At 43.9% G+C, this 21,257-nt stretch carries 20 protein-coding genes; 13 read left to right on the top strand and 7 right to left on the bottom strand.

All coding sequences use genetic code 11. The features are described from left to right. Window positions 1-9 precede the first annotated feature (9 nt). Window positions 10-771, top strand: a complete 762-nt coding sequence (locus FDF36_RS03425) for an exodeoxyribonuclease III (RefSeq protein WP_220390333.1) — start codon at window positions 10-12, stop codon at window positions 769-771. A gap of 1 nt (window position 772) precedes the next feature. Here the strand turns inward: FDF36_RS03425 and FDF36_RS03420 are convergent, their stop codons facing one another. Continuing rightward, complete coding sequence (locus FDF36_RS03420; RefSeq protein ID WP_220390332.1) at window positions 773-1,183, bottom strand: secondary thiamine-phosphate synthase enzyme YjbQ; 411 nt, start codon at window positions 1,181-1,183, stop codon at window positions 773-775. Between the two features lie 69 nt (window positions 1,184-1,252). On the opposite strand from FDF36_RS03420, the gene FDF36_RS03415 reads away from it, so the two are divergent. The 7 genes from FDF36_RS03415 to FDF36_RS03385 all read left to right on the top strand — a co-directional run bounded on the left by FDF36_RS03415 (window position 1,253) and on the right by FDF36_RS03385 (window position 8,818). Further along, window positions 1,253-1,717 carry a C-GCAxxG-C-C family protein gene (locus tag FDF36_RS03415; RefSeq protein WP_220390331.1) on the top strand — a complete coding sequence of 155 codons (465 nt, stop codon included), beginning with the start codon at window positions 1,253-1,255 and terminating at the stop codon, window positions 1,715-1,717. A 146-nt stretch (window positions 1,718-1,863) separates the two neighbouring features. Continuing rightward, the gene (locus FDF36_RS03410) at window positions 1,864-2,064 is read left to right on the top strand and encodes a winged helix-turn-helix domain-containing protein (RefSeq protein WP_005788091.1); all 201 of its coding nucleotides are present in this window, start codon (window positions 1,864-1,866) and stop codon (window positions 2,062-2,064) included. A gap of 125 nt (window positions 2,065-2,189) precedes the next feature. Continuing rightward, a complete protein-coding gene (gene lepA, locus FDF36_RS03405; RefSeq protein WP_220390330.1) occupies window positions 2,190-3,971 on the top strand; it encodes a translation elongation factor 4 in 1,782 nt (593 codons plus the stop codon). A gap of 144 nt (window positions 3,972-4,115) precedes the next feature. Next, window positions 4,116-5,294 carry a cation:proton antiporter gene (locus FDF36_RS03400; RefSeq protein ID WP_220390329.1) on the top strand — a complete coding sequence of 393 codons (1,179 nt, stop codon included), beginning with the start codon at window positions 4,116-4,118 and terminating at the stop codon, window positions 5,292-5,294. Window positions 5,295-5,338: 44 nt separating this feature from the next. Next, window positions 5,339-6,652 carry a Na+/H+ antiporter NhaA gene (gene nhaA / locus FDF36_RS03395; RefSeq protein ID WP_220390328.1) on the top strand — a complete coding sequence of 438 codons (1,314 nt, stop codon included), beginning with the start codon at window positions 5,339-5,341 and terminating at the stop codon, window positions 6,650-6,652. A 149-nt stretch (window positions 6,653-6,801) separates the two neighbouring features. Further along, the gene (locus FDF36_RS03390) at window positions 6,802-7,167 is read left to right on the top strand and encodes a BlaI/MecI/CopY family transcriptional regulator (protein WP_220390327.1); all 366 of its coding nucleotides are present in this window, start codon (window positions 6,802-6,804) and stop codon (window positions 7,165-7,167) included. Between the two features lie 4 nt (window positions 7,168-7,171). Further along, on the top strand, window positions 7,172-8,818 hold the full coding sequence (locus FDF36_RS03385; RefSeq protein WP_220390326.1) for a M56 family metallopeptidase: 1,647 nt from the start codon (window positions 7,172-7,174) through the stop codon (window positions 8,816-8,818). Between the two features lie 148 nt (window positions 8,819-8,966). Here FDF36_RS03385 and FDF36_RS03380 read toward each other — a convergent pair whose 3' ends face one another. Genes FDF36_RS03380 through map form a run of 3 tightly spaced genes read right to left on the bottom strand, consistent with a single transcriptional unit; the run spans window position 8,967 to window position 11,832 of the window. After that, window positions 8,967-9,722, bottom strand: coding sequence for a DUF169 domain-containing protein (locus tag FDF36_RS03380; protein ID WP_220390325.1), 756 nt, complete (start codon window positions 9,720-9,722; stop codon window positions 8,967-8,969). Between the two features lie 28 nt (window positions 9,723-9,750). Further along, a complete protein-coding gene (locus FDF36_RS03375; protein WP_220390324.1) occupies window positions 9,751-10,977 on the bottom strand; it encodes a DNA recombination protein RmuC in 1,227 nt (408 codons plus the stop codon). After that, complete coding sequence (gene map, locus FDF36_RS03370; RefSeq protein WP_005788078.1) at window positions 10,978-11,832, bottom strand: type I methionyl aminopeptidase; 855 nt, start codon at window positions 11,830-11,832, stop codon at window positions 10,978-10,980. 826 nt (window positions 11,833-12,658) lie between these two features. Here map and FDF36_RS03365 point away from each other — a divergent pair. Both FDF36_RS03365 and FDF36_RS03360 read left to right on the top strand, forming a co-directional pair. Continuing rightward, entirely contained in the window at window positions 12,659-13,102 is a 444-nt protein-coding gene (locus FDF36_RS03365; protein ID WP_005815531.1) for a hypothetical protein, read from the top strand. Between the two features lie 22 nt (window positions 13,103-13,124). Continuing rightward, complete coding sequence (locus FDF36_RS03360) at window positions 13,125-13,529, top strand: hypothetical protein (RefSeq protein ID WP_005788073.1); 405 nt, start codon at window positions 13,125-13,127, stop codon at window positions 13,527-13,529. A 159-nt stretch (window positions 13,530-13,688) separates the two neighbouring features. On the opposite strand, the gene FDF36_RS03355 is transcribed toward FDF36_RS03360, so the two are convergent. Beyond that, window positions 13,689-14,606 carry an RluA family pseudouridine synthase gene (locus FDF36_RS03355; RefSeq protein ID WP_220390323.1) on the bottom strand — a complete coding sequence of 306 codons (918 nt, stop codon included), beginning with the start codon at window positions 14,604-14,606 and terminating at the stop codon, window positions 13,689-13,691. A 10-nt stretch (window positions 14,607-14,616) separates the two neighbouring features. Beyond that, a complete protein-coding gene (rlmD, locus tag FDF36_RS03350) occupies window positions 14,617-16,035 on the bottom strand; it encodes a 23S rRNA (uracil(1939)-C(5))-methyltransferase RlmD (RefSeq protein WP_220390322.1) in 1,419 nt (472 codons plus the stop codon). Between the two features lie 266 nt (window positions 16,036-16,301). Between rlmD and ppdK the strand changes: the two genes are divergently transcribed. From ppdK to FDF36_RS03335, 3 genes are all read left to right on the top strand, one after another. Further along, window positions 16,302-19,022 carry a pyruvate, phosphate dikinase gene (gene ppdK, locus FDF36_RS03345; protein WP_220390321.1) on the top strand — a complete coding sequence of 907 codons (2,721 nt, stop codon included), beginning with the start codon at window positions 16,302-16,304 and terminating at the stop codon, window positions 19,020-19,022. A 215-nt stretch (window positions 19,023-19,237) separates the two neighbouring features. Next, the gene (locus FDF36_RS03340) at window positions 19,238-19,807 is read left to right on the top strand and encodes a porin family protein (protein ID WP_220390320.1); all 570 of its coding nucleotides are present in this window, start codon (window positions 19,238-19,240) and stop codon (window positions 19,805-19,807) included. Between the two features lie 201 nt (window positions 19,808-20,008). Then, entirely contained in the window at window positions 20,009-20,521 is a 513-nt protein-coding gene (locus FDF36_RS03335; protein WP_005788062.1) for an outer membrane beta-barrel protein, read from the top strand. Window positions 20,522-20,598: 77 nt separating this feature from the next. Here FDF36_RS03335 and FDF36_RS03330 read toward each other — a convergent pair whose 3' ends face one another. After that, window positions 20,599-21,207 (bottom strand): thiamine phosphate synthase, encoded by a 609-nt coding sequence (locus tag FDF36_RS03330; RefSeq protein ID WP_220390319.1) that lies wholly within the window; start codon window positions 21,205-21,207, stop codon window positions 20,599-20,601. Window positions 21,208-21,257: the final 50 nt, after the last annotated feature.

Here is a 21,257-nt window from a genome sequence, read left to right as displayed (position 1 = left end):
ATATAAAAGATGAAAATTATAACTTATAATGTGAACGGACTTCGTGCCGCAGTAAACAAGGGGCTGCCCGAATGGTTGGCCGAGGAAAATCCCGATGTGCTTTGTCTGCAGGAAACCAAACTGCAACCCGAACAATATCCGGCAGAGGCTTTTGAGGCACTTGGATATAAAGCATATCTCTATTCGGCACAGAAAAAAGGATATAGCGGAGTAGCCATCTTGACCAAAGTAAAGCCCGATCACATAGAATATGGCATGGGAATTGAAGAATATGATAACGAAGGGCGTTTTATTCGTGCGGATTTTGGTGATTTGTCTGTGGTGAGCGTTTACCATCCTTCGGGCACAAGCGGAGACGAACGCCAGGCTTTTAAGATGGTCTGGCTGGAAGCATTCCAGAAGTATGTGACGGAATTGCGTAAATCACGTCCCAATCTGATTCTTTGTGGGGATTATAACATTTGCCATGAACCGATCGATATTCACGATCCGGTTCGTAATGCTACCAATAGTGGTTTCTTGCCCGAAGAACGGGAATGGATGACCCGTTTCCTGTCGGCGGGCTTCATTGATTCTTTCCGTACGCTTTATCCTCAAAAGCAAGAGTATACTTGGTGGAGTTACCGTTTCAATTCGCGTGCCAAGAACAAAGGGTGGAGAATCGATTATTGTATGGTCAGCGAGCCGGTACGCTCTTTGCTGAAAGAAGCCGTTATTCTGAACAACGCCGTTCACTCCGATCATTGTCCGATGGCGTTGGAGATCGGCTGATTTACTCCAAAATGGTAATACTCAGTTTGCGTTTGTCGCCCCCGTTCCGGAATTCACACAGGTAGATCCCTTGCCAGGTTCCGAGGTTCAGACGGTGATTCCGGATGGGGATACTGACTGAGGTTCCGATTAGTGAAGCCTTAATGTGTGCGCTCATATCGTCCGGGCCTTCAAGGGTGTGGACGAAATAAGGGCCACCGTCGGGTACGAGTTTGTTGAAAAACGTATTGAAGTCATGACGCACGTCCGGATCGGCATTTTCGTTGATAGTGATGCCTGCTGAGGTATGCTTGATGAACACAACCAGCAATCCGTTTTCCGGCAGGTCCGGAAGGATAGAAAGGATGTCACGGGTGATCAGATGGAAGCCACGTGGATAGTGTGGCAATTGTATGTCAAAGGTTGTTGCCATAAAAATCATTGATTAGTTGCCGACAAAGATACTTTTTTAATAATTTTGCAAGAAATAAAAAAATATAAAATGACAAAGGAAGAAAGGATAAGCCGTGCTACTGAGCTTTTCAAGAGCGGCTATAATTGTTCGCAGTCTGTAGTAGCTGCATTTGCCGATATGTATGGATTTACTGAAGAGCAGGCGCTGCGTATGGCAGCTTCGTTTGGCGGAGGTATCGGGCGCATGCGTGAAACGTGTGGCGCTGCCTGTGGCATGTTTCTGCTTGCCGGACTGGAGAAGGGGGCAATTGACGGAGCCGATCGTGAGGGAAAGGCTGCCAATTATGCTTTGGTGCAAGAGCTTGCGGCCGAATTCAAGAAACGAAATGGTTCGTTGAATTGTGGCGAACTGCTTGGTTTAAAGAAGAAAGCACCGGTGTTGTCCGAGCCGGAAGCCCGGACAGAACAGTATTATGCCAAAAGACCTTGTTCGAAAATGGTAGAGGAGGCAGCCAGAATTTGGGCAGAATATCTCGAAAAAGAGAAGAAATAGTCTTCAAATTGATGTTTTCATTACAAAAAAGAGAAAAAAGTTACTAATAATCTGTTATATAACATAATTATAACTATATTTGCAGTCGAAATAAAACCTGAATTGTTCGGGTTTTAACTCATGTCTAACTAAAATTTCTAAAGCAAATGTTGAAAGAAAAAGCAGGTGAAATTGCAGGTAAAATCTGGAATGCACTGAATGGAACAGAAGGACTGACTGCCAAGCAGATTAAGAAAGCAACTAAATTGGTGGATAAAGATTTGTTCCTTGGCCTCGGATGGCTGTTGAGAGAAGATAAGATCTCTACTCAGGAAATCGAAGGTGAACTCTTCGTTACATTGAACTAAGGAGTGAATTACTTCCCCAATAAAAAAATGCGTTGATACATTATGATATGTTATCAGCGCATTTTTTTATGTTCTGGCATTTGTGTATATTTGCGCACCAAATTAAATTAAGATAATAGTATCAGATGGATAAAATCAGAAATTTTTGCATCATAGCTCATATCGACCATGGTAAATCAACATTAGCGGACCGCTTGTTGGAGTTCACTAATACCATTCAAGTGACAGAAGGGCAGATGCTTGATGATATGGACCTGGAGAAGGAGAGGGGGATTACAATTAAAAGTCACGCCATACAGATGGAGTATACATACAGGGGGGAAAAGTATATTTTGAACCTGATTGATACTCCGGGGCATGTTGACTTTTCGTATGAAGTGTCCCGCTCGATAGCTGCCTGTGAAGGTGCGTTGCTTATTGTAGATGCATCACAAGGGGTCCAGGCACAGACCATCTCAAATCTTTATATGGCTATTGAGCACGATCTTGAAATCATTCCGATCATTAACAAGTGCGACATGGCAAGTGCCATGCCCGAAGAGGTGGAAGACGAGATCGTAGAGCTGCTGGGATGTAAGCGGGATGAAATTATCCGTGCGTCCGGTAAGACCGGTATGGGTGTGGAAGAGATACTGGCAGCGGTCATCGAGCGTATACCTCATCCTCAAGGTGATGAAAGTGCGCCGTTGCAAGCTTTGATATTCGACTCCGTATTCAACTCATTCCGTGGAATCATCGCTTATTTTAAGATAACGAACGGAGTCATCCGTGCGGGGGACAAAGTGAAGTTCTTCAATACCGGAAAAGAGTATGTTGCAGACGAAATCGGAGTGTTGAAAATGGAAATGGTTCCACGCAAGGAACTTCGGACGGGAGATGTAGGCTATATTATTTCGGGAATTAAGACTTCGAAAGAGGTGAAAGTGGGAGATACGATCACTCACGTAGCCCGCCCTTGCGATAAAGCGATTGCGGGATTCGAAGAGGTGAAACCGATGGTGTTTGCCGGAGTTTATCCTATCGAAGCCGAAGAATTTGAAGATCTGCGAGCTTCACTTGAGAAGTTGCAGCTGAATGATGCCTCACTGACATTCCAACCGGAATCATCTTTGGCCTTAGGCTTCGGTTTCCGTTGTGGTTTCCTGGGGTTGCTTCACATGGAAATAGTACAGGAGCGTCTGGATCGTGAGTTCGATATGAATGTCATTACTACGGTTCCTAACGTATCTTATCATATCTACGATAAGCAAGGCAATATGACGGAAGTTCATAATCCCGGCGGTATGCCCGATCCGACTATGATCGACCATATAGAAGAGCCTTATATCAAAGCTTCTATTATTACAACGACCGATTATATCGGACCTATCATGACGCTTTGTCTTGGTAAGCGGGGAGAACTGTTGAAGCAGGAATATATCTCGGGAAACCGCGTCGAGCTGTTTTACAATATGCCTTTGGGCGAGATTGTGATCGACTTCTATGATAGATTGAAGAGTATCTCGAAAGGTTATGCTTCGTTTGATTATCATCCGGATGGTTTCCGTCCGTCTAAGTTGGTGAAACTGGATATTCTGTTGAATGGCGAATCGGTTGACGCGCTTTCCACCTTGACTCATTTCGATAATGCCTACGATATGGGACGCCGGATGTGTGAAAAATTGAAAGAACTGATTCCGAGACAGCAGTTTGAGATTGCCATCCAAGCTGCCATCGGTGCCAAAATCATAGCACGTGAGACGATCAAGGCTGTGCGTAAAGATGTTACGGCGAAATGTTACGGAGGTGATATCAGCCGTAAACGTAAATTGCTTGAGAAGCAGAAAAAAGGAAAAAAACGTATGAAGCAGATCGGTAATGTGGAAGTGCCGCAGAAGGCATTCCTTGCCGTGCTTAAACTGGATTAGGAAATAAAGGCTGCAACGTAATAAAAAACAGGAATCTTTCTGAACAAATTTTGTTGCAGCCAGTTTCTAATATACCAGGCAATTGTCATCTGTCCGCAGAGCTTTCCCTGGCAATTGCCTTTAAAACAACGATAAACAATAAAAATGAGAAAAGTTCTGTCTTTTTCGGCCTTTTTGATTATTGGCCTTTTGCTATCACAATACTTGCCGTTATTGGCAGGTGAAGGATATGCTACCGTAAAAATTGTATCTAACATTCTTCTTTACATCTGCCTGAGTTTTATTATGATTAACGTAGGGCGTGAGTTTGAAGTTGATAAGACCCGTTGGCGAAGTTATGCCGGAGACTACTTCATTGCGATGGCTACTGCCGCCATGCCTTGGTTCCTGATTGCTATCTATTATGTATTTGTGCTTTTGCCGCCAGAATTCTGGAACAGTTGGGAGGCTTGGAAAGAGAATCTGCTGTTAAGCCGTTTCGCTGCTCCTACATCGGCCGGTATTCTTTTCACGATGCTCGCCGCTATCGGACTTAAATCAAGTTGGATTTATAAAAAGATTCAGGTCCTGGCAATTTTTGATGACCTCGATACCATTTTGTTAATGATTCCCCTGCAGATAATGATGATTGGTTTGCGCTGGCAGCTGATCGTGGTCGTCTTTATTGTCTTCTTATTGCTTTCATTGGGTTGGAAACAGTTGGGAAGGTATAACTGGCGTCAGGACTGGAAAGCGATAATGGGCTATTCGGTGCTTGTGTTTGTTGCTACCCAAGCCGTTTACTATTTTAGTAAGCAGCTCTATGGCGAAGAGGGGAGTATTCACATCGAGGTGTTGTTGCCGGCTTTTGTGCTGGGTATGATCATGAAACACAAAGAAATAGATACTCCTGTCGAGCATAAAGTTTCAACAGGGGTTTCGTTCCTGTTTATGTTCTTGGTAGGTATGAGCATGCCGCATTTCATTGGGGTGAACTTTGCCGAGACACATGCCGGAACCCATTCGGTGACAGGTTCGCAGGAAATGATGTCGTGGGGAATGATAGCACTTCACGTATTGATTGTTTCACTGCTTTCAAATATCGGTAAGCTGTTTCCTGTGTTCTTTTACCGGGAGAGGAAGTTCAGCGAACGCTTGGCGCTTTCTATCGGTATGTTTACCCGTGGTGAAGTAGGAGCCGGAGTCATCTTTATTGCCCTCGGATACAACTTGGGTGGTCCTGCATTGGTTATTTCAGTGCTGACCATTGTATTGAATTTGATTTTGACCGGTATCTTTGTACTATGGGTGAAGAAGTTGGCATTGCGAAGCTATACAACTTAGCCGTGTCATAGAATTGCTTAAATCTAATATTATATATACCTATTATGACAGTTTTACGTTCGATGAAGGATTTCTCGTCGATGAATATTACGGCGAGTATTCTATTGTTTGTCACAGCGATTGCCGCTGCGGTAATCGCTAACTCTCCGGCAGCATCGGTGTATCAGGAGTTTTTGTCGCATGAACTTCATTTTCGTATCGGAGGCTTTAATTTACTTTCGCATGCGGGACACAATCTGACGATGATTGAGTTCATTAATGACGGACTGATGACGATTTTCTTCTTGATGGTCGGACTGGAGATTAAGCGAGAGTTACTGGTAGGCGAGCTTTCCTCGTTCCGTAAAGCTGCACTGCCATTCATTGCCGCATGTGGCGGAATGGTAGTGCCTGTTGTCATCTATTCCATGGTTTGTGCTCCGGGCACTGAAGGCGGGCAAGGACTGGCTATCCCTATGGCAACCGATATTGCCTTTTCTTTGGGAGTACTCAGTCTGTTGGGCAAGCGTGTGCCGCTAAGTTTGAAAATCTTCCTTACAGCTTTTGCGGTAGTCGATGATATAGGCGGCATTTTGGTGATTGCTATCTTTTACAGTTCACATGTGGCTTATGAGTATTTGTTATGGGCGGCGTTACTTTACGTACTGTTATATTTTATAGGTAAGAAGGGAGCCACTAATAAGATTTTCTTTTTAGTTGTCGGTGTGGTTATCTGGTATCTTTTCCTGCAATCAGGTATCCATAGTACGATTTCCGGTGTCATTCTGGCTTTTGTTATTCCCGCCAAACCTCAGTTGAATGTTGGTACTTATATTGAGCGTATCCGGCGTATTATCAGTACATTCCCCGAAATGGGAGCAAACAATATTGTATTGACTAACCAGCAGATAGCTAAGCTGAAGGAGGTTGAGTCGGCTTCCGACAGAGTCATCAGTCCGCTTCAGTCGCTTGAGGATAACTTGCATGGTGCGGTGAATTACCTTGTTCTTCCATTATTCGCTTTTGTCAATGCCGGTGTTATGTTCAGTGGTGAAGGCGAGGTCATTGGCGGAGTTACCTATGCGGTTGCTCTGGGGCTATTGGCAGGCAAGTTTCTGGGGATTTATTCTTTTACCTGGCTGGCTGTCAAAAGCGGTCTTACTCCGATGCCTTTGGGGATGAACTGGAAGAATATATCCGGAGTGGCATTACTGGGTGGAATAGGCTTTACGGTATCGCTTTTCATTGCCAATCTTTCGTTCGGTTCCGCCCATCCTGTATTATTGAACCAGGCCAAACTCGGTGTTTTGTCCGGTACGGTAATAGCAGGTATATTGGGATATCTGGTTTTGCATTGGGTCTTGCCTCGGAAAAGATAATTTTCTTATATAATAAGGTAGTCTTCTAATCTCCTGCTAAGATTAGTTAAATAACTTATGTTGTTAGTTTAATAACTAATAATATTAGTTGTTTGTTCTGAATGATTTATTATCTTTGCGGTATACGAACCTTTTAATGTTTAATTACGATGAAAAGACTTACTGCCAAAGAAGAAGAGATCATGCGCATATTCTGGAAAGAAGGTGCAATGTTTGTCCGTGAACTTCTGAAGTATTATGACGAGCCCAAACCCCATTATAATACAGTATCTACTATCGTACGTGGGCTTGAAGAAAAAGGGTTTGTCGGATATAAAGCTTACGGCAATACCTATCAGTATTTTGCCTTGATCTCAGAGAAACAGTATAAGCGCTCCGCTCTTCATGAAGTTGTTTCTCAATATTATGATAATTCCTACACCAATGTTGTATCGGCATTTATTGAGGAAGAAGGGTTATCTGTTGAAGACCTGAAAGCTTTGATTTGCCAGATCGAACAAGGACGTAAAAAATAATCTTATGGGAACTTTCTTGTTTTACCTGCTCAAGTCAGCTTTCTGCCTGATATTATTTTATGTGTTTTATCGGGCGTTGCTGAGCCGCAGCACTTTCTTTCGCTTCAACCGATTGACATTGCTGGTGGGGATGTCGGTATGTGTCGTCCTCCCTTTGATGGAGTTTACTACTGGGGAAGAACATTTGTTGCATACTCCTTTTCAGGTGATGCATCGGGTATTGGTGGAAGAGGGGTATTCTGATTCTTTATTGGGGATGAATCTCGACGGAGAGGAGGGGCTGTTGGCAAACTTGTCTGAAACACTACAACAGCCTACTTCTGACACTACTCTCCGGCACGAATTGGTAAAGGCGGGAGGAGTCATTTATATAGTAGGGAGCAGCGTAGTGTTCTTGGGTTTTGTTCTTTCTACGATTCGTATGTGGCTCCTAATATCGCATGCCGGAAAGAGTAAATATGGAAAATACACATTGGCCCTTACCTCTCAGGCAGTCGGTTCTTTTAGCTGGGGGAGAGTGATCGTTATGTCCGAGACAGATTACAATCATTCACAAGAAATTCTACTACACGAGGTGATGCATCTGCGTAACTGGCATACACTGGATTTATTGTGGATTCAACTTCTTCTTGTTTTATTCTGGTTTAATCCGGCTGTGTGGTTGTTGAAAAGTGAATTGCGGGAGGTTCACGAGTTTGAAGCAGATAATGGGGTTATTAATAATGGCATCGATGCAACGAGATATCAACTTTTATTAGTGAAGAAGGCTGTTGGTACAAGGCTCTACTCTATGACCAGCGGTTTCAATCACAGTAAACTTAAAAACCGAATCACCATGATGTTGAAAGAAAGAACCAATGGGTGGGCACGTTTGAAGCTGTTGCTTTTTGTGCCCGTGATGGCCGGAACGCTTTATGCGTTCGCCCGGCCCGAAGTGAAGGAGACATTTGTACAGGCAGTACCCGGCCTGCATCAGAAACAAATGATGAGTTATCAGACTCTGTCTAAACTGCTGAAAAATGAAGAAGAGGCTTACAACCTTCGGAAATTTGGAAAGAGAGCAACTCCGGATATTCCTGAGAGTCAAATGAATCGATTGCTTATGAATGCCAAGAATGTACTGATGTTCGATGGAGATTATGTTACAAAAGAGAATCTGAAGGATAAAGTTAAGGAGAGACTCTTGTATAAGCAACGGAAGGAGAAAGAAAAGTATGGTCGCAAAGACGAACAGATTGTTGGATTCTGGTGTGATAGAGGAGCCAATGTGAATGAAGCAAGCCAGGTATTGCAAGCGGTTTACGATGCATACACCGAGATACGCGATAGCATCGCTGCTGTTTCGGGCAATAATGGCAAAGACTTTCTTGATAAGGAGTTTCCCATCGTTGTTTTGCAGTCTGAAAATCTGAAAACATTTGGTCCGCAAGTCGGAGAACGTCTGAGTGGAATCGAGCTGAATTTTATGTCCGGTGAGGAGTCGTATAAAGTATTGAAAAATCCTACGGTGGAGGAGTTAGAGCAGACGGTGACCGATTATCGGGAGAAATTGAAAATAGGCGGGGAACTTAGTGTGAAGGTCAAGGCCGATCGTGATTGTAATATGGGGACCATGCTAAAGATGAAACAAATACTCAAGGAGAACTGGTAAGAAAAGCCGGTCCGGCGTATTAGGGTAAGGAGGGTGTGTTATATTCGCCACACAGATAGATGACATTAGTTATCAATATATTAAGCTTGCTCAGTGAAACTCTGTGTTACTCTGTGGTGAATATGAGTTTCGACACACCCTGCTTTATTTAAAGTTGATCGGACCTGTCTATTCTCTTTTTGATTATGTCCCACGTTGCTGTCTTTAGGAAACTTTCTTCCATTTGTGATACTATGCTTTTGAACTTGTTAAACGGAATGGCAAAAGATAAGAGATCGGATTTCATACATTTGCGTGCAGAAGGGTCGAATGATCCCAATACCGCCCGATTGGTTCCGTCCAGTTGTTCCCGGTACGGATGATAGATAATAGAAGCACAGCCTGCACCAAAAGGAGCGATCACTGCATCAGGAGCTACATTGTCAAAATAAGCCAATGTGAACAAACCGGAGAGGATATCGGCAGATACAAAAAAGATAACAACTTCCGGCATGTCTTCCGCTTCCAGCTTATCCCAACGTTTGAAGATCAGGTTTTCTCCCTTGACAGGAAGTGCAGGCAACTGTGCCAGAGCGGCAGCTGCCAACTCCGGAGTCTGCTTGTATCGTTCTCCTTCGCCCTGTTCATTGTGTGAAAGGAAGCATTCGAATCCGGGAAACATCTTGTCCGTAAAGTTTGTGTACCGTTTTCCACCCCGGCATCCCACGGAATCCGCCTGCATACAGAGAGTTTTTCCACGCTGTACTTGGGCCAACTGTGCAATGATGCACCGATGTTCTTTCGGAGCTTCCACTATCGGGAGATTTTGTGCATTTGCCGAGTATTGGAATGTTATCGGAAGTCCGGCTTGTGGAAAATAAGTATTCCACAAAGTAATGAACTGATTTTTAAGTGTTATTTCCATGGCTGTATACTTCTTTGTTTTTTAGTGGTCAGTCATCTTCTCCGCCATCGTCTATCGGTAATATTCTCCGGCTTTCCTCGTGGGGGAGTTCTTCGACCTGACGGAGCTTGCGTTCGATGGCGCGTGTACGTTTTCCCATCACTTCTTCCAACTGGTCACCTGCGCTTTGTAGATTCTTCTGTACCTTTTCAAGCAGTCCTCCGAATTTTCCGAATTCGGTTTTTACAGCTCCCAGTACGGTCCATACCTCGCCTGTGCGTTTCTGTATGGCGAGTGTCCGGAATCCCATTTGCAAACTGTTCAGGATAGCTCCCAAAGTAGTCGGTCCGGTTACTACAATCTTGTAATCCTTTTGTAGCGTTTCAACTAAGCTTGTCCGGCGGATCACTTCTGCATAGATGCTTTCGAAGGGGAGAAACAAGATGGCGAAGTCCGTTGTAAACGGAGGATCGACATACTTGTCGTGGATATCCTTCGCCATTTTTTTGATGGTTGTCTCCAGTTGTCGTCCGCACGATTCCATCAATGCGGCATCTCCGGCTTCGAAAGCATCGTAGTATTGTTCGTAAACATCTTTGGGGAATTTTGCGTCGATCGGCAGATAAACAGTGCTGTTGGCATCATCTTTTCCCGGAAGTTTGATGGCGAACTCCACAAATTCGGTTCCGCTTTTCTTGGTCTTGACATTCGCTTCATACTGTTCCGGACTCATCATCTGTTCCAGAAGTGCGCCTAACTGGACCTCACCGAACGTTCCGCGCATTTTCACGTTACTCAGAACTTTCTTGAGACCGCCTACGTCTTGTGCGAGCGACTTCATTTCGCCCAGGCCCTTTTGCACATTTTCAAGTTGCGAACGGACTATCTCGAAAGATTGTCCGATGCGTTCGTTGAGAGTCTTTTGTAATTTCTCTTCAACCATCACGCGCATGTCGTCCAGACGCTTCTCGGTGGACTGTATCAGCGTTTCCTGCTGGCGTGCCATTGCGTCGAACTTCTGGCGTTGCAGTTCTCCGGTGGTCATCATGTTCTTATGCATGGCATCCTGCAGCTGTTGCAAACCCTGATTCAGGGTTTGCGTCATTTCCATGCGTAACTCGCGAATACTGCGATTCAACTCTTCCCGGTTTTCCTGCATTTGTTGGCGCAATGCCCGTTGCATCTCTTCGCTTTGTGCGTGATTGTTGCGGGTTAGTGTCAATGCGAGCAGGGCAACCAGTAAGGCTGCAATAATCAAGAGGAGAGTCAGTTCCATTTAATAAGTCAATATTTCGTTTCCGGTTTCAGTAATCAGAATCATATTTTCCCATTGTGCAGACGGCAATCCGTCGTCTGTACAGACAGTCCAGTCGTCAGCAGAGTCGACAAAGACCTCATACGTTCCCATGTTGATCATCGGTTCGATGGTAAAAGTCATTCCCGGAAGAATCAACATACCGGTACCGCGGCGTCCGAAGTGCTCTACGTCGGGTTCTTCATGGAATTTGATTCCCACTCCATGTCCGCATAAGTCGCGTACCACACTATAACCGTTCTTTTCGGCATGTTCCTGAATAGCCGCACCTACGTCACCTAAACGGGCCCAAGGCTGTGCGGCAGCTATGCCGATTTCCATACATTCTTTAGTGACCTGTACCAATCTTTGTTTTTCAGGGCTGACTTCGCCGATCATAAACATGCGTGATGCGTCAGAGAAATAACCATTGTAAATGGTAGAAACATCTACGTTGATAATATCTCCGCTTTTTAGAATTTCGGTTGAACTGGGGATTCCGTGGCACACTACATCGTTGATGCTGGTGCAGACGCTTTTGGGAAATCCTTCATAGTTTAGAGGAGCCGGAATAGCCCCATGGGACGTGGTGAAATCGTAGACCAAGCGATCGATCTCTTCGGTGGACATTCCTTCACGAATATTTTCTGCAATGTGGTTCAGCAGAGCTGTGTTGATCTTTGCACTTTCACGGATACCTTCAATTTGTTCCGGTGTGCGCAATACCTTGCGTGGAGGAAGTTTGTAACCTTGTTTTCTGTATTTCTGTATTTTATCTTCTATTTCATCCGGATAATTGGAAGGAGTAAACCGGACTCCTTTGATAAATTTTTTCATTTTACTATCTTGATTTTTTATTCGTAGTACAAATGTAGGGAATAAAAAGGGGAATGCGGTATTTTAGGAAAGATAATTTCGGGGAATCAGGGGTGAAGAAAAGTAATAAAGGCTAATTAGTCATTTTGTCATTTTGTATTTTAATGCTGCTCAGATTTGATTCTTTAAGCTCCATATCCACTCTTGCGGAAAAAAACGCTAAATAGGAGCATTAGGACGATTCAAGATGATGCTGATTATACGGTTTTCTTGTGATATGGATCGTTTATTGTTTCTGTTTATATTATTGTGCTGTCTGTTTTAACGATTTTGTATGTATCTGCCATCTTCTTTCGGTTGCTTCTCTCAGTGCTAATAAATGGAAAAAGTGCTTTTATGCAGCCATATATCTCTTTTCTTGTCATGGAGTTAACAAAAGACTTGGACGAAGTTTACAAAAGACTTGAATGAAGTTAATAAAAGACTTGGAGGAAGTTAACAAAAGACCTAAACGATATTAATAAACGTCCGAGTGTTTTTGCATATTTATCTTAAGACAGCACTGAAACTGCATGTTATTTCTCTTTTTATTCATTTTGCTTTAAATAAAAGTTCTATCCGATAACTTTTATATCTCAATAGAGTTAGCAATTTATCTGTAAATAAAGCAATCTGTAGCCAATTTGTTTTTTTAAGTTACTTTTTGAAATTTACAGTAAGCCACATGGAATACTTTCGATGCACACCGTATGGTTTTTGTTTGTCTGAAATGTTTTTATTTATCCTATTTCCTTTTTATTAGAAAACAATCCTTATATTTGTCCGTGTATTATTAATTTAATGACAAATGACACTTATGAAGACATTGAATTTTATGAAAACGCTATTCTTATTGGTAGCTATAGTAGGCCTAAGCTCTTGTGGTGACAAGTATTATTCAGATGATTATCTACGAAATAGCAATGCAAAGCTCTGTGGCAAAACCTGGGTGAATGATTCGGAGAAGAATGATGTAGACGAGTGGGTTCGGCATACATTGAAGTTTGATGATAACGGCCGGCTGGCAGAGACTTATGCCTATTATCATGTAAATGAAAGTCAGCCTTACCGTACGGAGACCAATAATCTGACCTGGTCGTGGATAGACGATACGATGGAAGGTATTGTTTTTGACTATGGAGTGAACGGGGTGACTTATTTCGATAACGTGTGGGTACGTGAGCATAATCTGTCCGGGAAGCTGAACGGAAAGGTAGTTGTATTTGTCGATTCAAAATATAACAGAAACTAATTAGAGAAGGAGATAGGAAGAAATGAAAGGCTATTGGAAGATTTTACTGATACTGATGCTCGCTGTCGGATTCGCGTCTTGCGAGGACGATCAGGGAGAGATTGAATATGTCATTACCGGGCGGGCATGGACCGGCGATGTAGGGATGAATGCCCATAATGGTGAACCCCTGTTCAGTACCTTTGAGTTCGGGAACGACGGTTTTGGAGTGGAGACCCAGTTCTATGCTTCAGACGGTCTTTTGTATGATCAGTTTCGCTTTCAGTGGTATTGGGAAGATTCTTATAATCGTAATTTAGTATTGAATTACGGTAAGAACGGTATCTCTTATATGGACGACGTAAGGATATACGGAGATCGGATAACCGGTGCCTTTTATCTTTCGGACGATGCCCGGGGATTTAACTTTGAATTAAGAATGGAATAAACTTATATCCGGCAAATATTAAATGAAAGTGTTTCATAACTCACCACAGATTACACAGATTTACACAACGATTTTTAATTTACTGATAACAATAATATTTATCTGTGTAAATCTGTGTAATCTGTGGTAAATACGAGTTTTGATACATCCCTATTTATATTATCTCTTCAGAAATAGCTTCTTGAATGTAGGAGGGTAAGGGGTTTCAAACTCCATTAGCTGATCTGTCACCGGATGATAGAAACAAAGTTTGAAAGCATGCAAAGCCAGGCGCCCGAGAGGATTGGGTCCACCGTCTATCCCATAACGTCCGTCTCCGATCAGAGGATGCCCCAGATCCTGCATGTGTACACGTATCTGATTCTTACGTCCGGTTTCCAATCGCAATTCTACCAGTGAGTAGCCATTGGCACGTTTGATGGTGCGATAGTGGGTGATCGATTTGGAACCGCCATCATCATAGCTGCTTGAGCTAACGTACAAGGTACGGTCTGTCAGCCAGGACACTACCGTGTCGCTGTCTTTCTCCATCTCGCCGGTAACCACTGCTACATAGCGACGGTCCGTCACGATGTCGTGCCAATGGTCACGCAACGTATATTGTGTTTTTTCGTCTTTGGCAAACATCATTAACCCCGAAGTATCCCGGTCCAGGCGATGAACCACGTAGATGCGGTTTCCGCGTCCCGAACGACCTACGTATTCACTTAAAATATGCTGGGCAGTACGTTCTTTCTGCCGCTCTGTGCCAACGGAAAGCAATCCTTCCTTTTTCTCCACTACGATGATATAGGCGTCCTCGTAGACTATCTTCAGTAGCGGATGGCGGAATTCTTTCTTGTTCTTATCCTTGCTGATAAGCACCTTCATGCCCGGTTGCAGAGGAAAGTTGAATTGTGTCGTGATCACATTGTCAACCAGCACGATTCGTTTGCTCAACAGAGACTTTAGCTTGGTGCGGCTGGCATCGGGCATTTTGGCCGCAAGGAAATCCATTAATTCCATCGGCTCTTTCACCAGATAGCCGGTATATTGTGCACGGGCCTTCTCGGCCGGAGTTCGTTTTATTCTCTTCATATTCATTTTTTTATTTAAGTTCAAGCAGCACTACGTTTTCCACGTGATGGGTGTGGGGGAACATATCTACCGGTTGCACTGCTTTTACACGATATTTGACATCCAGCAACTGGAGGTCACGTGCTTGTGTAGCCGGATTACAACTAACATATACGATCCGTTTGGGTTCGGCAAATAAGATTACGTCTACCACATCCTGATGCATTCCCGCCCGGGGAGGGTCGGTGATGATTACATCCGGACGCCCGTACTGATTGATGAAATCCTGTGTCAGAATATCCTTCATGTCTCCGGCAAAGAACAGGGTGTTCTCTATTCCATTGATCTCGGCATTCACTTTTGCATCTTCTATGGCTTCGGGAACATATTCGATGCCGATCACTTTTCGTGCCTGGCGTGACACAAAATTGGCGATGGTTCCGGTACCCGTATAGAGGTCATATACCAGTTCGTCACCTGTCAGCCCGGCAAAGTCGCGTGCCACCTTATAAAGATTGTACGCCTGTTCCGAGTTGGTCTGATAGAACGATTTCGGTCCCACCTTGAAACGAAGTCCCTCCATCTCCTCAAAGATGTGATCGTTGCCACGGAATACGTGTACATCGAGATCATTGATGGTGTCGTTGCATTTATTATTAATAATGTATAGGAGAGAAGTTATTTCCGGAAATTGGTCGGCCACATACTGCAATAACTGCTTGAAGAGATCCATTTCATGCTCTTCGGTAATTTTACAAATCAGAATTACCATCAGTTCGCCGGTACTTGAAGTACGCACAATCATGTTGCGGAGCATTCCTTCCTGCGAACGAAGATTGATGAAAGAGTAGTTGTGTTCGTAAGCATAATCACGGATTGTGTTTCGGATGCGATTGGAAATATCGTCTTGTAACCAACACTTTTCGATAGCCAGCACTTTGTCGAATGCTCCCGGGATATGGAATCCCACTGCATTCATCTGGTCGTACTTTACGTCCTGTTTCACTTCTTCCGCTGTCAGCCAGCGTTTGTTTGAGAAGGTGAACTCCAATTTATTCCGGTAAAACTCTGTTTTAGCAGATCCCAGGATGGGAGAGATTTCCGGCAATTCAATCTTTCCGATACGGCGGAGGTTGTCTTCCACTTGTTTCTGTTTGTGTTTGATTTGTTCTGCGTAAGGCAATACCTGCCATTTACACCCGCCACATACGCCATAGTGCTGGCAAAAAGGAACGGCACGTATCGGCGAGAGTTCGTGAAACTTCACCGCTTCGGCCTCGGCATATTTATTCTTTTTTCTTTTGACTTGCAGATCCACCACATCGCCCGGTACTACATAAGGCACAAAAACTACCAGGTCATCTACTTTTGCGATGGCTTTTCCTTCGGCAGCCACATCCGTTATTGTCACCTTCTCCAGCAGGGGAAGTTCTTTTTTCTTTCTAGCCACAATACTCCTTGAATTATATTAAAATGATTTCTTTATGTATAAAGCGTGAATATATAAAATCACCATTCTACGCCATATTAATAAAATCTTTCGCAAAAGTAGGTATTTTTTTTCGTATTTCTCTATATGAAGTGAAATAATGCAGATTGCAATGTCGAAATTGCATTTTGATAGAAAGTTTTTCATATAAAAGTTTTCTGGTTTGCGAAATATCCTTAGATTTGCGAACAGAAAAGAATCACAACTAATAACTTTAAAATCGTATTATGGACAAAAAAAGAGTTTATACCTTTGGTAATGGACTGGCAGAAGGAAAAGCCGGTATGCGAAACTTACTTGGGGGCAAAGGTGCGAACCTTGCCGAAATGAATCTGATCGGTGTCCCCGTACCTCCGGGCTTCACAATTACAACTGACGTTTGTACCGAATATTACGAGATGGGACAGGAAAAGGTCGTATCTCTCCTGAAAGAAGAAGTAGAAAAAGCCATTGCAAATATAGAGAACCTGATGCGTTCAAAATTTGGTGACGTAGAGAATCCGTTGCTGGTTTCTGTGCGTTCGGGTGCACGTGCATCCATGCCGGGTATGATGGATACGATCCTGAACCTGGGTTTGAATGATGAAGTGGTTGAAGGTCTGACCCGTAAGACCGGAAACGCTCGTTTTGCATGGGATTCTTACCGTCGTTTCGTACAGATGTATGGTGATGTAGTATTGGGTATGAAGCCTGTTAACAAAGAAGACCAGGATCCGTTTGAAGCCATCATCGAAGAGGTGAAACATGCCAAAGGCGTGAAACTGGATAACGAGCTTGAGGTGGAAGATCTCAAGGAACTCGTGAAGAAATTTAAAGCTGCCGTAAAGGCACAAACAGGTAAGGACTTCCCGACTTGTGCATACGAACAGCTTTGGGGAGCAATTTGCGCCGTATTTAATTCATGGATGAATGAACGTGCCATCCTGTACCGTAAGATGGAGGGAATTCCTGACGAATGGGGTACTGCCGTAAGTGTTCAGGCAATGGTATTCGGTAATATGGGCGATGGTTCTGCTACAGGTGTTTGCTTCTCACGCGATGCTGCCACAGGTGAGGACCTTTTTAATGGTGAATACCTGATCAATGCACAGGGCGAGGACGTTGTTGCCGGAATCCGTACTCCGCAACAGATCACGAAGATCGGTTCTCAGCGTTGGGCTCAGTTGGCCGGTGTGAGCGAAGAAGAGCGTGCTTCGAAATACCCTTCTATGGAAGAAGCAATGCCGGAAATATATAAACAACTGGACGAATTGCAGACTAAGCTCGAAAATCACTATAAAGATATGCAGGACATGGAGTTCACCGTTCAGGAAGGCAAACTTTGGTTCCTTCAGACACGTAACGGTAAACGTACCGGTGCTGCCATGGTAAAGATCGCAATGGATCTGTTCCGTCAGGGAATGATTGATGAAAAGACTGCCCTGATGCGTGTAGAACCCAATAAGCTGGATGAATTACTCCACCCGGTATTCGATAAGTCTGCTTTGAAACAGGCTAAAGTGTTGACTCGCGGTTTGCCGGCTTCTCCGGGTGCTGCTACCGGTCAGATCGTATTCTTTGCTGACGACGCTGCCGAATGGCATGCTGCCGGAAAACGTGTCGTAATGGTTCGTATTGAAACATCACCGGAAGATTTGGCCGGTATGGCAGTTGCTGAAGGTATTTTGACCGCACGTGGAGGTATGACTTCACATGCAGCCGTGGTTGCCCGCGGTATGGGTAAATGTTGTGTTTCGGGAGCCGGTGCACTGAACATCGACTACAAGGCCCGTACAGTAGAGGTGGACGGCGTGTTGCTGAAAGAGGGTGATTTTATCTCTTTGAACGGTAGTACGGGTGAAGTTTACCAAGGTAAAGTAGAAACGAAGGCTGCTGAGTTATCGGGTGATTTTTCCGATTTGATGAAGTTGGCCGATAAATATACCCGCCTGCAAGTACGTACTAATGCCGACACTCCGCATGATGCTGAGGTTGCCCGTAACTTCGGTGCGGTAGGTATAGGCCTTTGCCGTACGGAACACATGTTCTTTGAAGGTGAAAAAATTAAGGCTATGCGTGAAATGATCCTGGCAGAAAATGCTGAAGGGCGCCGCAAAGCACTGGCTAAGATCCTTCCATATCAGCAAGCCGACTTCAAAGGTATCTTTAAGGCTATGGCCGGTTGTCCGGTAACCGTACGCCTGCTCGATCCTCCTTTGCATGAATTCGTTCCTCACGATCTGAAAGGACAGCAAGAAATGGCCGATACGATGGGGGTAAGCCTGCAATATATCCAGCAGCGTGTAGAATCACTTTGCGAACACAACCCGATGTTGGGTCACCGTGGTTGCCGTTTGGGAAATACGTATCCCGAAATCACACAGATGCAGACTCGTGCCATTCTGGGTGCCGCTCTTGAACTGAAGAAAGAAGGAATAGAAACACATCCCGAAATCATGGTGCCGCTGACAGGTATTCTTTACGAGTTCCAACAGCAGGAAAGTGTGATTCGTGCCGAAGCAGACAAGCTCTTTGAAGAGGTGGGAGACCGCATCGACTTCAAGGTCGGAACCATGATCGAAATTCCTCGTGCAGCTCTGACTGCCGACCGTATCGCTTCGTCTGCCGAGTTCTTCTCGTTCGGAACCAACGACTTGACTCAGATGACTTTCGGTTACTCTCGTGACGATATAGCTTCTTTCCTTCCGGTTTATCTGGAGAAGAAAATTCTGAAAGTAGACCCATTCCAGGTACTCGACCAAAATGGTGTAGGCCAGTTGGTACGTATGGCAACCGAAAAAGGCCGTGCCATCCGTCCGGACCTGAAGTGCGGTATCTGTGGTGAACATGGCGGTGAGCCTTCATCTGTTAAGTTCTGCCATAAAGTAGGTTTGAATTACGTTAGCTGTTCTCCGTTCCGTGTGCCTATTGCACGTCTGGCAGCGGCTCAGGCAGCCATCGAAGAATAACTTTAGATTAACAACTGGTTTGTGCGAGGCTACTCCAAGAGGGTAGCTTCGCCTTTTTGTATATATCTGTATGATGCTGACAGAGCCGACAGGAGAGAAGAGCCGGCGGAAACCTAAAATGTAGAGTAAATATTTGTATAATTCAAATAAAAATATTTCCTTTATCTTATGAAACCTTACTTATCATATTTTTAACAAACTAAAATTACAGAATTATGAAAAGAAATCTTGTGTTTGTATTGTTTGCCCTCGTTTCGGTTGTGGGCTTTTCTCAAGTGAGCTGGAATGCCAAGGTGGGAATGAATATCAGTAACTTTACCGGTGATTTTGATATGAATGCCAAAGTAGGATTCAAGATAGGCGGTGGCATGGAGTATGGATTTAATGAAATCTGGTCGTTGCAACCCTCTTTGTTTGTATCTTCCAAAGGTGCCAAGAAGGACGAATTGAGTGTGAATGCTGTTTATCTGGAACTGCCGGTTATGGCTGCTGCGCGTTTCAAAGTAGCCAGTAATACCAATATCGTGTTGAGTGCGGGTCCTTATTTTGCTTGCGGTATCGCGGGTAATTCTAAAGTAGATTTGGGTAAAAGGCGCTTGGAAGTCGATACCTTTGGTGACGACGGTCTGCTGAAACGTGGCGATGTAGGTCTTGGTATCGGTGTTGCCGCGGAGTTTGGCAAGATTATCGCAGGACTTGACGGTCAGTTCGGGTTTGTCGATGTCATGGACAACGTAAATGGTAAGAATCTGAATCTTTCTATTAGCGTAGGCTATAAGTTCTGAGGGAAACCGATAAATATTTAAATATAAAAGCCGCTGTAAATCAATTACAAGCGGCTTTTTTCATTTTGCTCTCCGGTGAATAATGATCAAAATAGTTGTTTAATTAATGAATATGCTATACTTTTGCGACCCGAAACAAAAGTGAAATTATTCTTTTGTTTGTTTTCAAAATAGGTATATTTAATTAAAACTACTAAGAAGATGAAAAAGATTGTATTGTTTTTATTTGTTGCTATTGCAACTTTATCTGTTAAGGCACAAGACCTTTACATGGGAGGTACCGTAGGTTTGTGGCGTAATGATGATGCCAATACCACTTCCTTTAAACTGGCTCCGGAGATCGGATACAACCTGAGCGAACAGTGGGCATTGGGCGTTGAGCTTCAGTTCAACCATGAATACAAGGAGCATATCTCAACAAACACATTTGCCATTGCTCCTTACGCACGTTTTTCTTATTATGAAAACAAGATCGTACGTCTGTTTGTCGATGGCGGATTTGGTTTTGCTACCACTAAGGTGAAAGATGGCGGTGATGCTGTAAACGGTTTCGAGATCGGTTTGAAACCGGGTATCGCTATCAAGTTGAACCAGCATTTCAGCCTGGTTGCCAAATGTGGCTTCCTGGGATATAAGGACGACTACATGGGCAACGGTTTTGGCTTTAGCGCAAGCAGTGAAGACCTTACATTCGGATTCCATTACGAATTTTAATCAAATAGGTTTCAACGAAATAGGGTGACCTCCGCAAGGAGAGTCACCCTATTTTATTTTGTCTGTTGTCGTTTTGTTCAGTCGGCCATTTTTTTCAGCTTCTTGAAGTGTTCTATCACTGCCAGGTAATCCTGGTCGGAGCAAGCGTCGAATTTGCCCCACAAATCTCCTAAAACCACTGCACCCCCGAATCCGAAATCTTTCACTTCCAGTATGTTATCCGGTGTAATACCTCCTAAAGCCATCACCTTGCTATCAATGATCTTGTCTTTGGCTGCCAGGCGCAGTTCTTCGGCTGTATAGGGTGAGTTATATCCCTCTTTCGAGATACTGTCATAAACCGGGCTCATGAATACATAATCATAAAAGTGCTTTTTATTCTTCACTTCCTCCACCGAGTGACACGAACAACTGATATGCCCCGAATAGTCATGCGGTTCTTTGGGATTTCGTGCATTCAGATGAATTCCCATCAGGTTGAATTCTTCTTTCAGATAGAAGTGTTCGTGCGTGACAATCCGTTTGTGGTATTTCTCCGGAATCAGTGTCAATAGGCGCTCTGAATACATAGCCGGTGTTTCCGGTTTTCTGAGATGCAGAATATCCAGTCCCTCTTCAAAAAGAGCAGTGATAATCTTATCTTCTTCTACAAAGAAAGTAGGCGTCGTTACTACGATAAGTTTCATTTCTTTTGTTAAACTGTTAAGTTTAGCAAAGTTACTAATTAACTTAATCA

This window comes from Bacteroides fragilis (assembly GCF_019583405.1).
GTDB classification, from domain to species: Bacteria; Bacteroidota; Bacteroidia; order Bacteroidales; family Bacteroidaceae; genus Bacteroides; species Bacteroides fragilis_B.
This window is presented reverse-complemented; position numbering and strand designations above follow the sequence as displayed.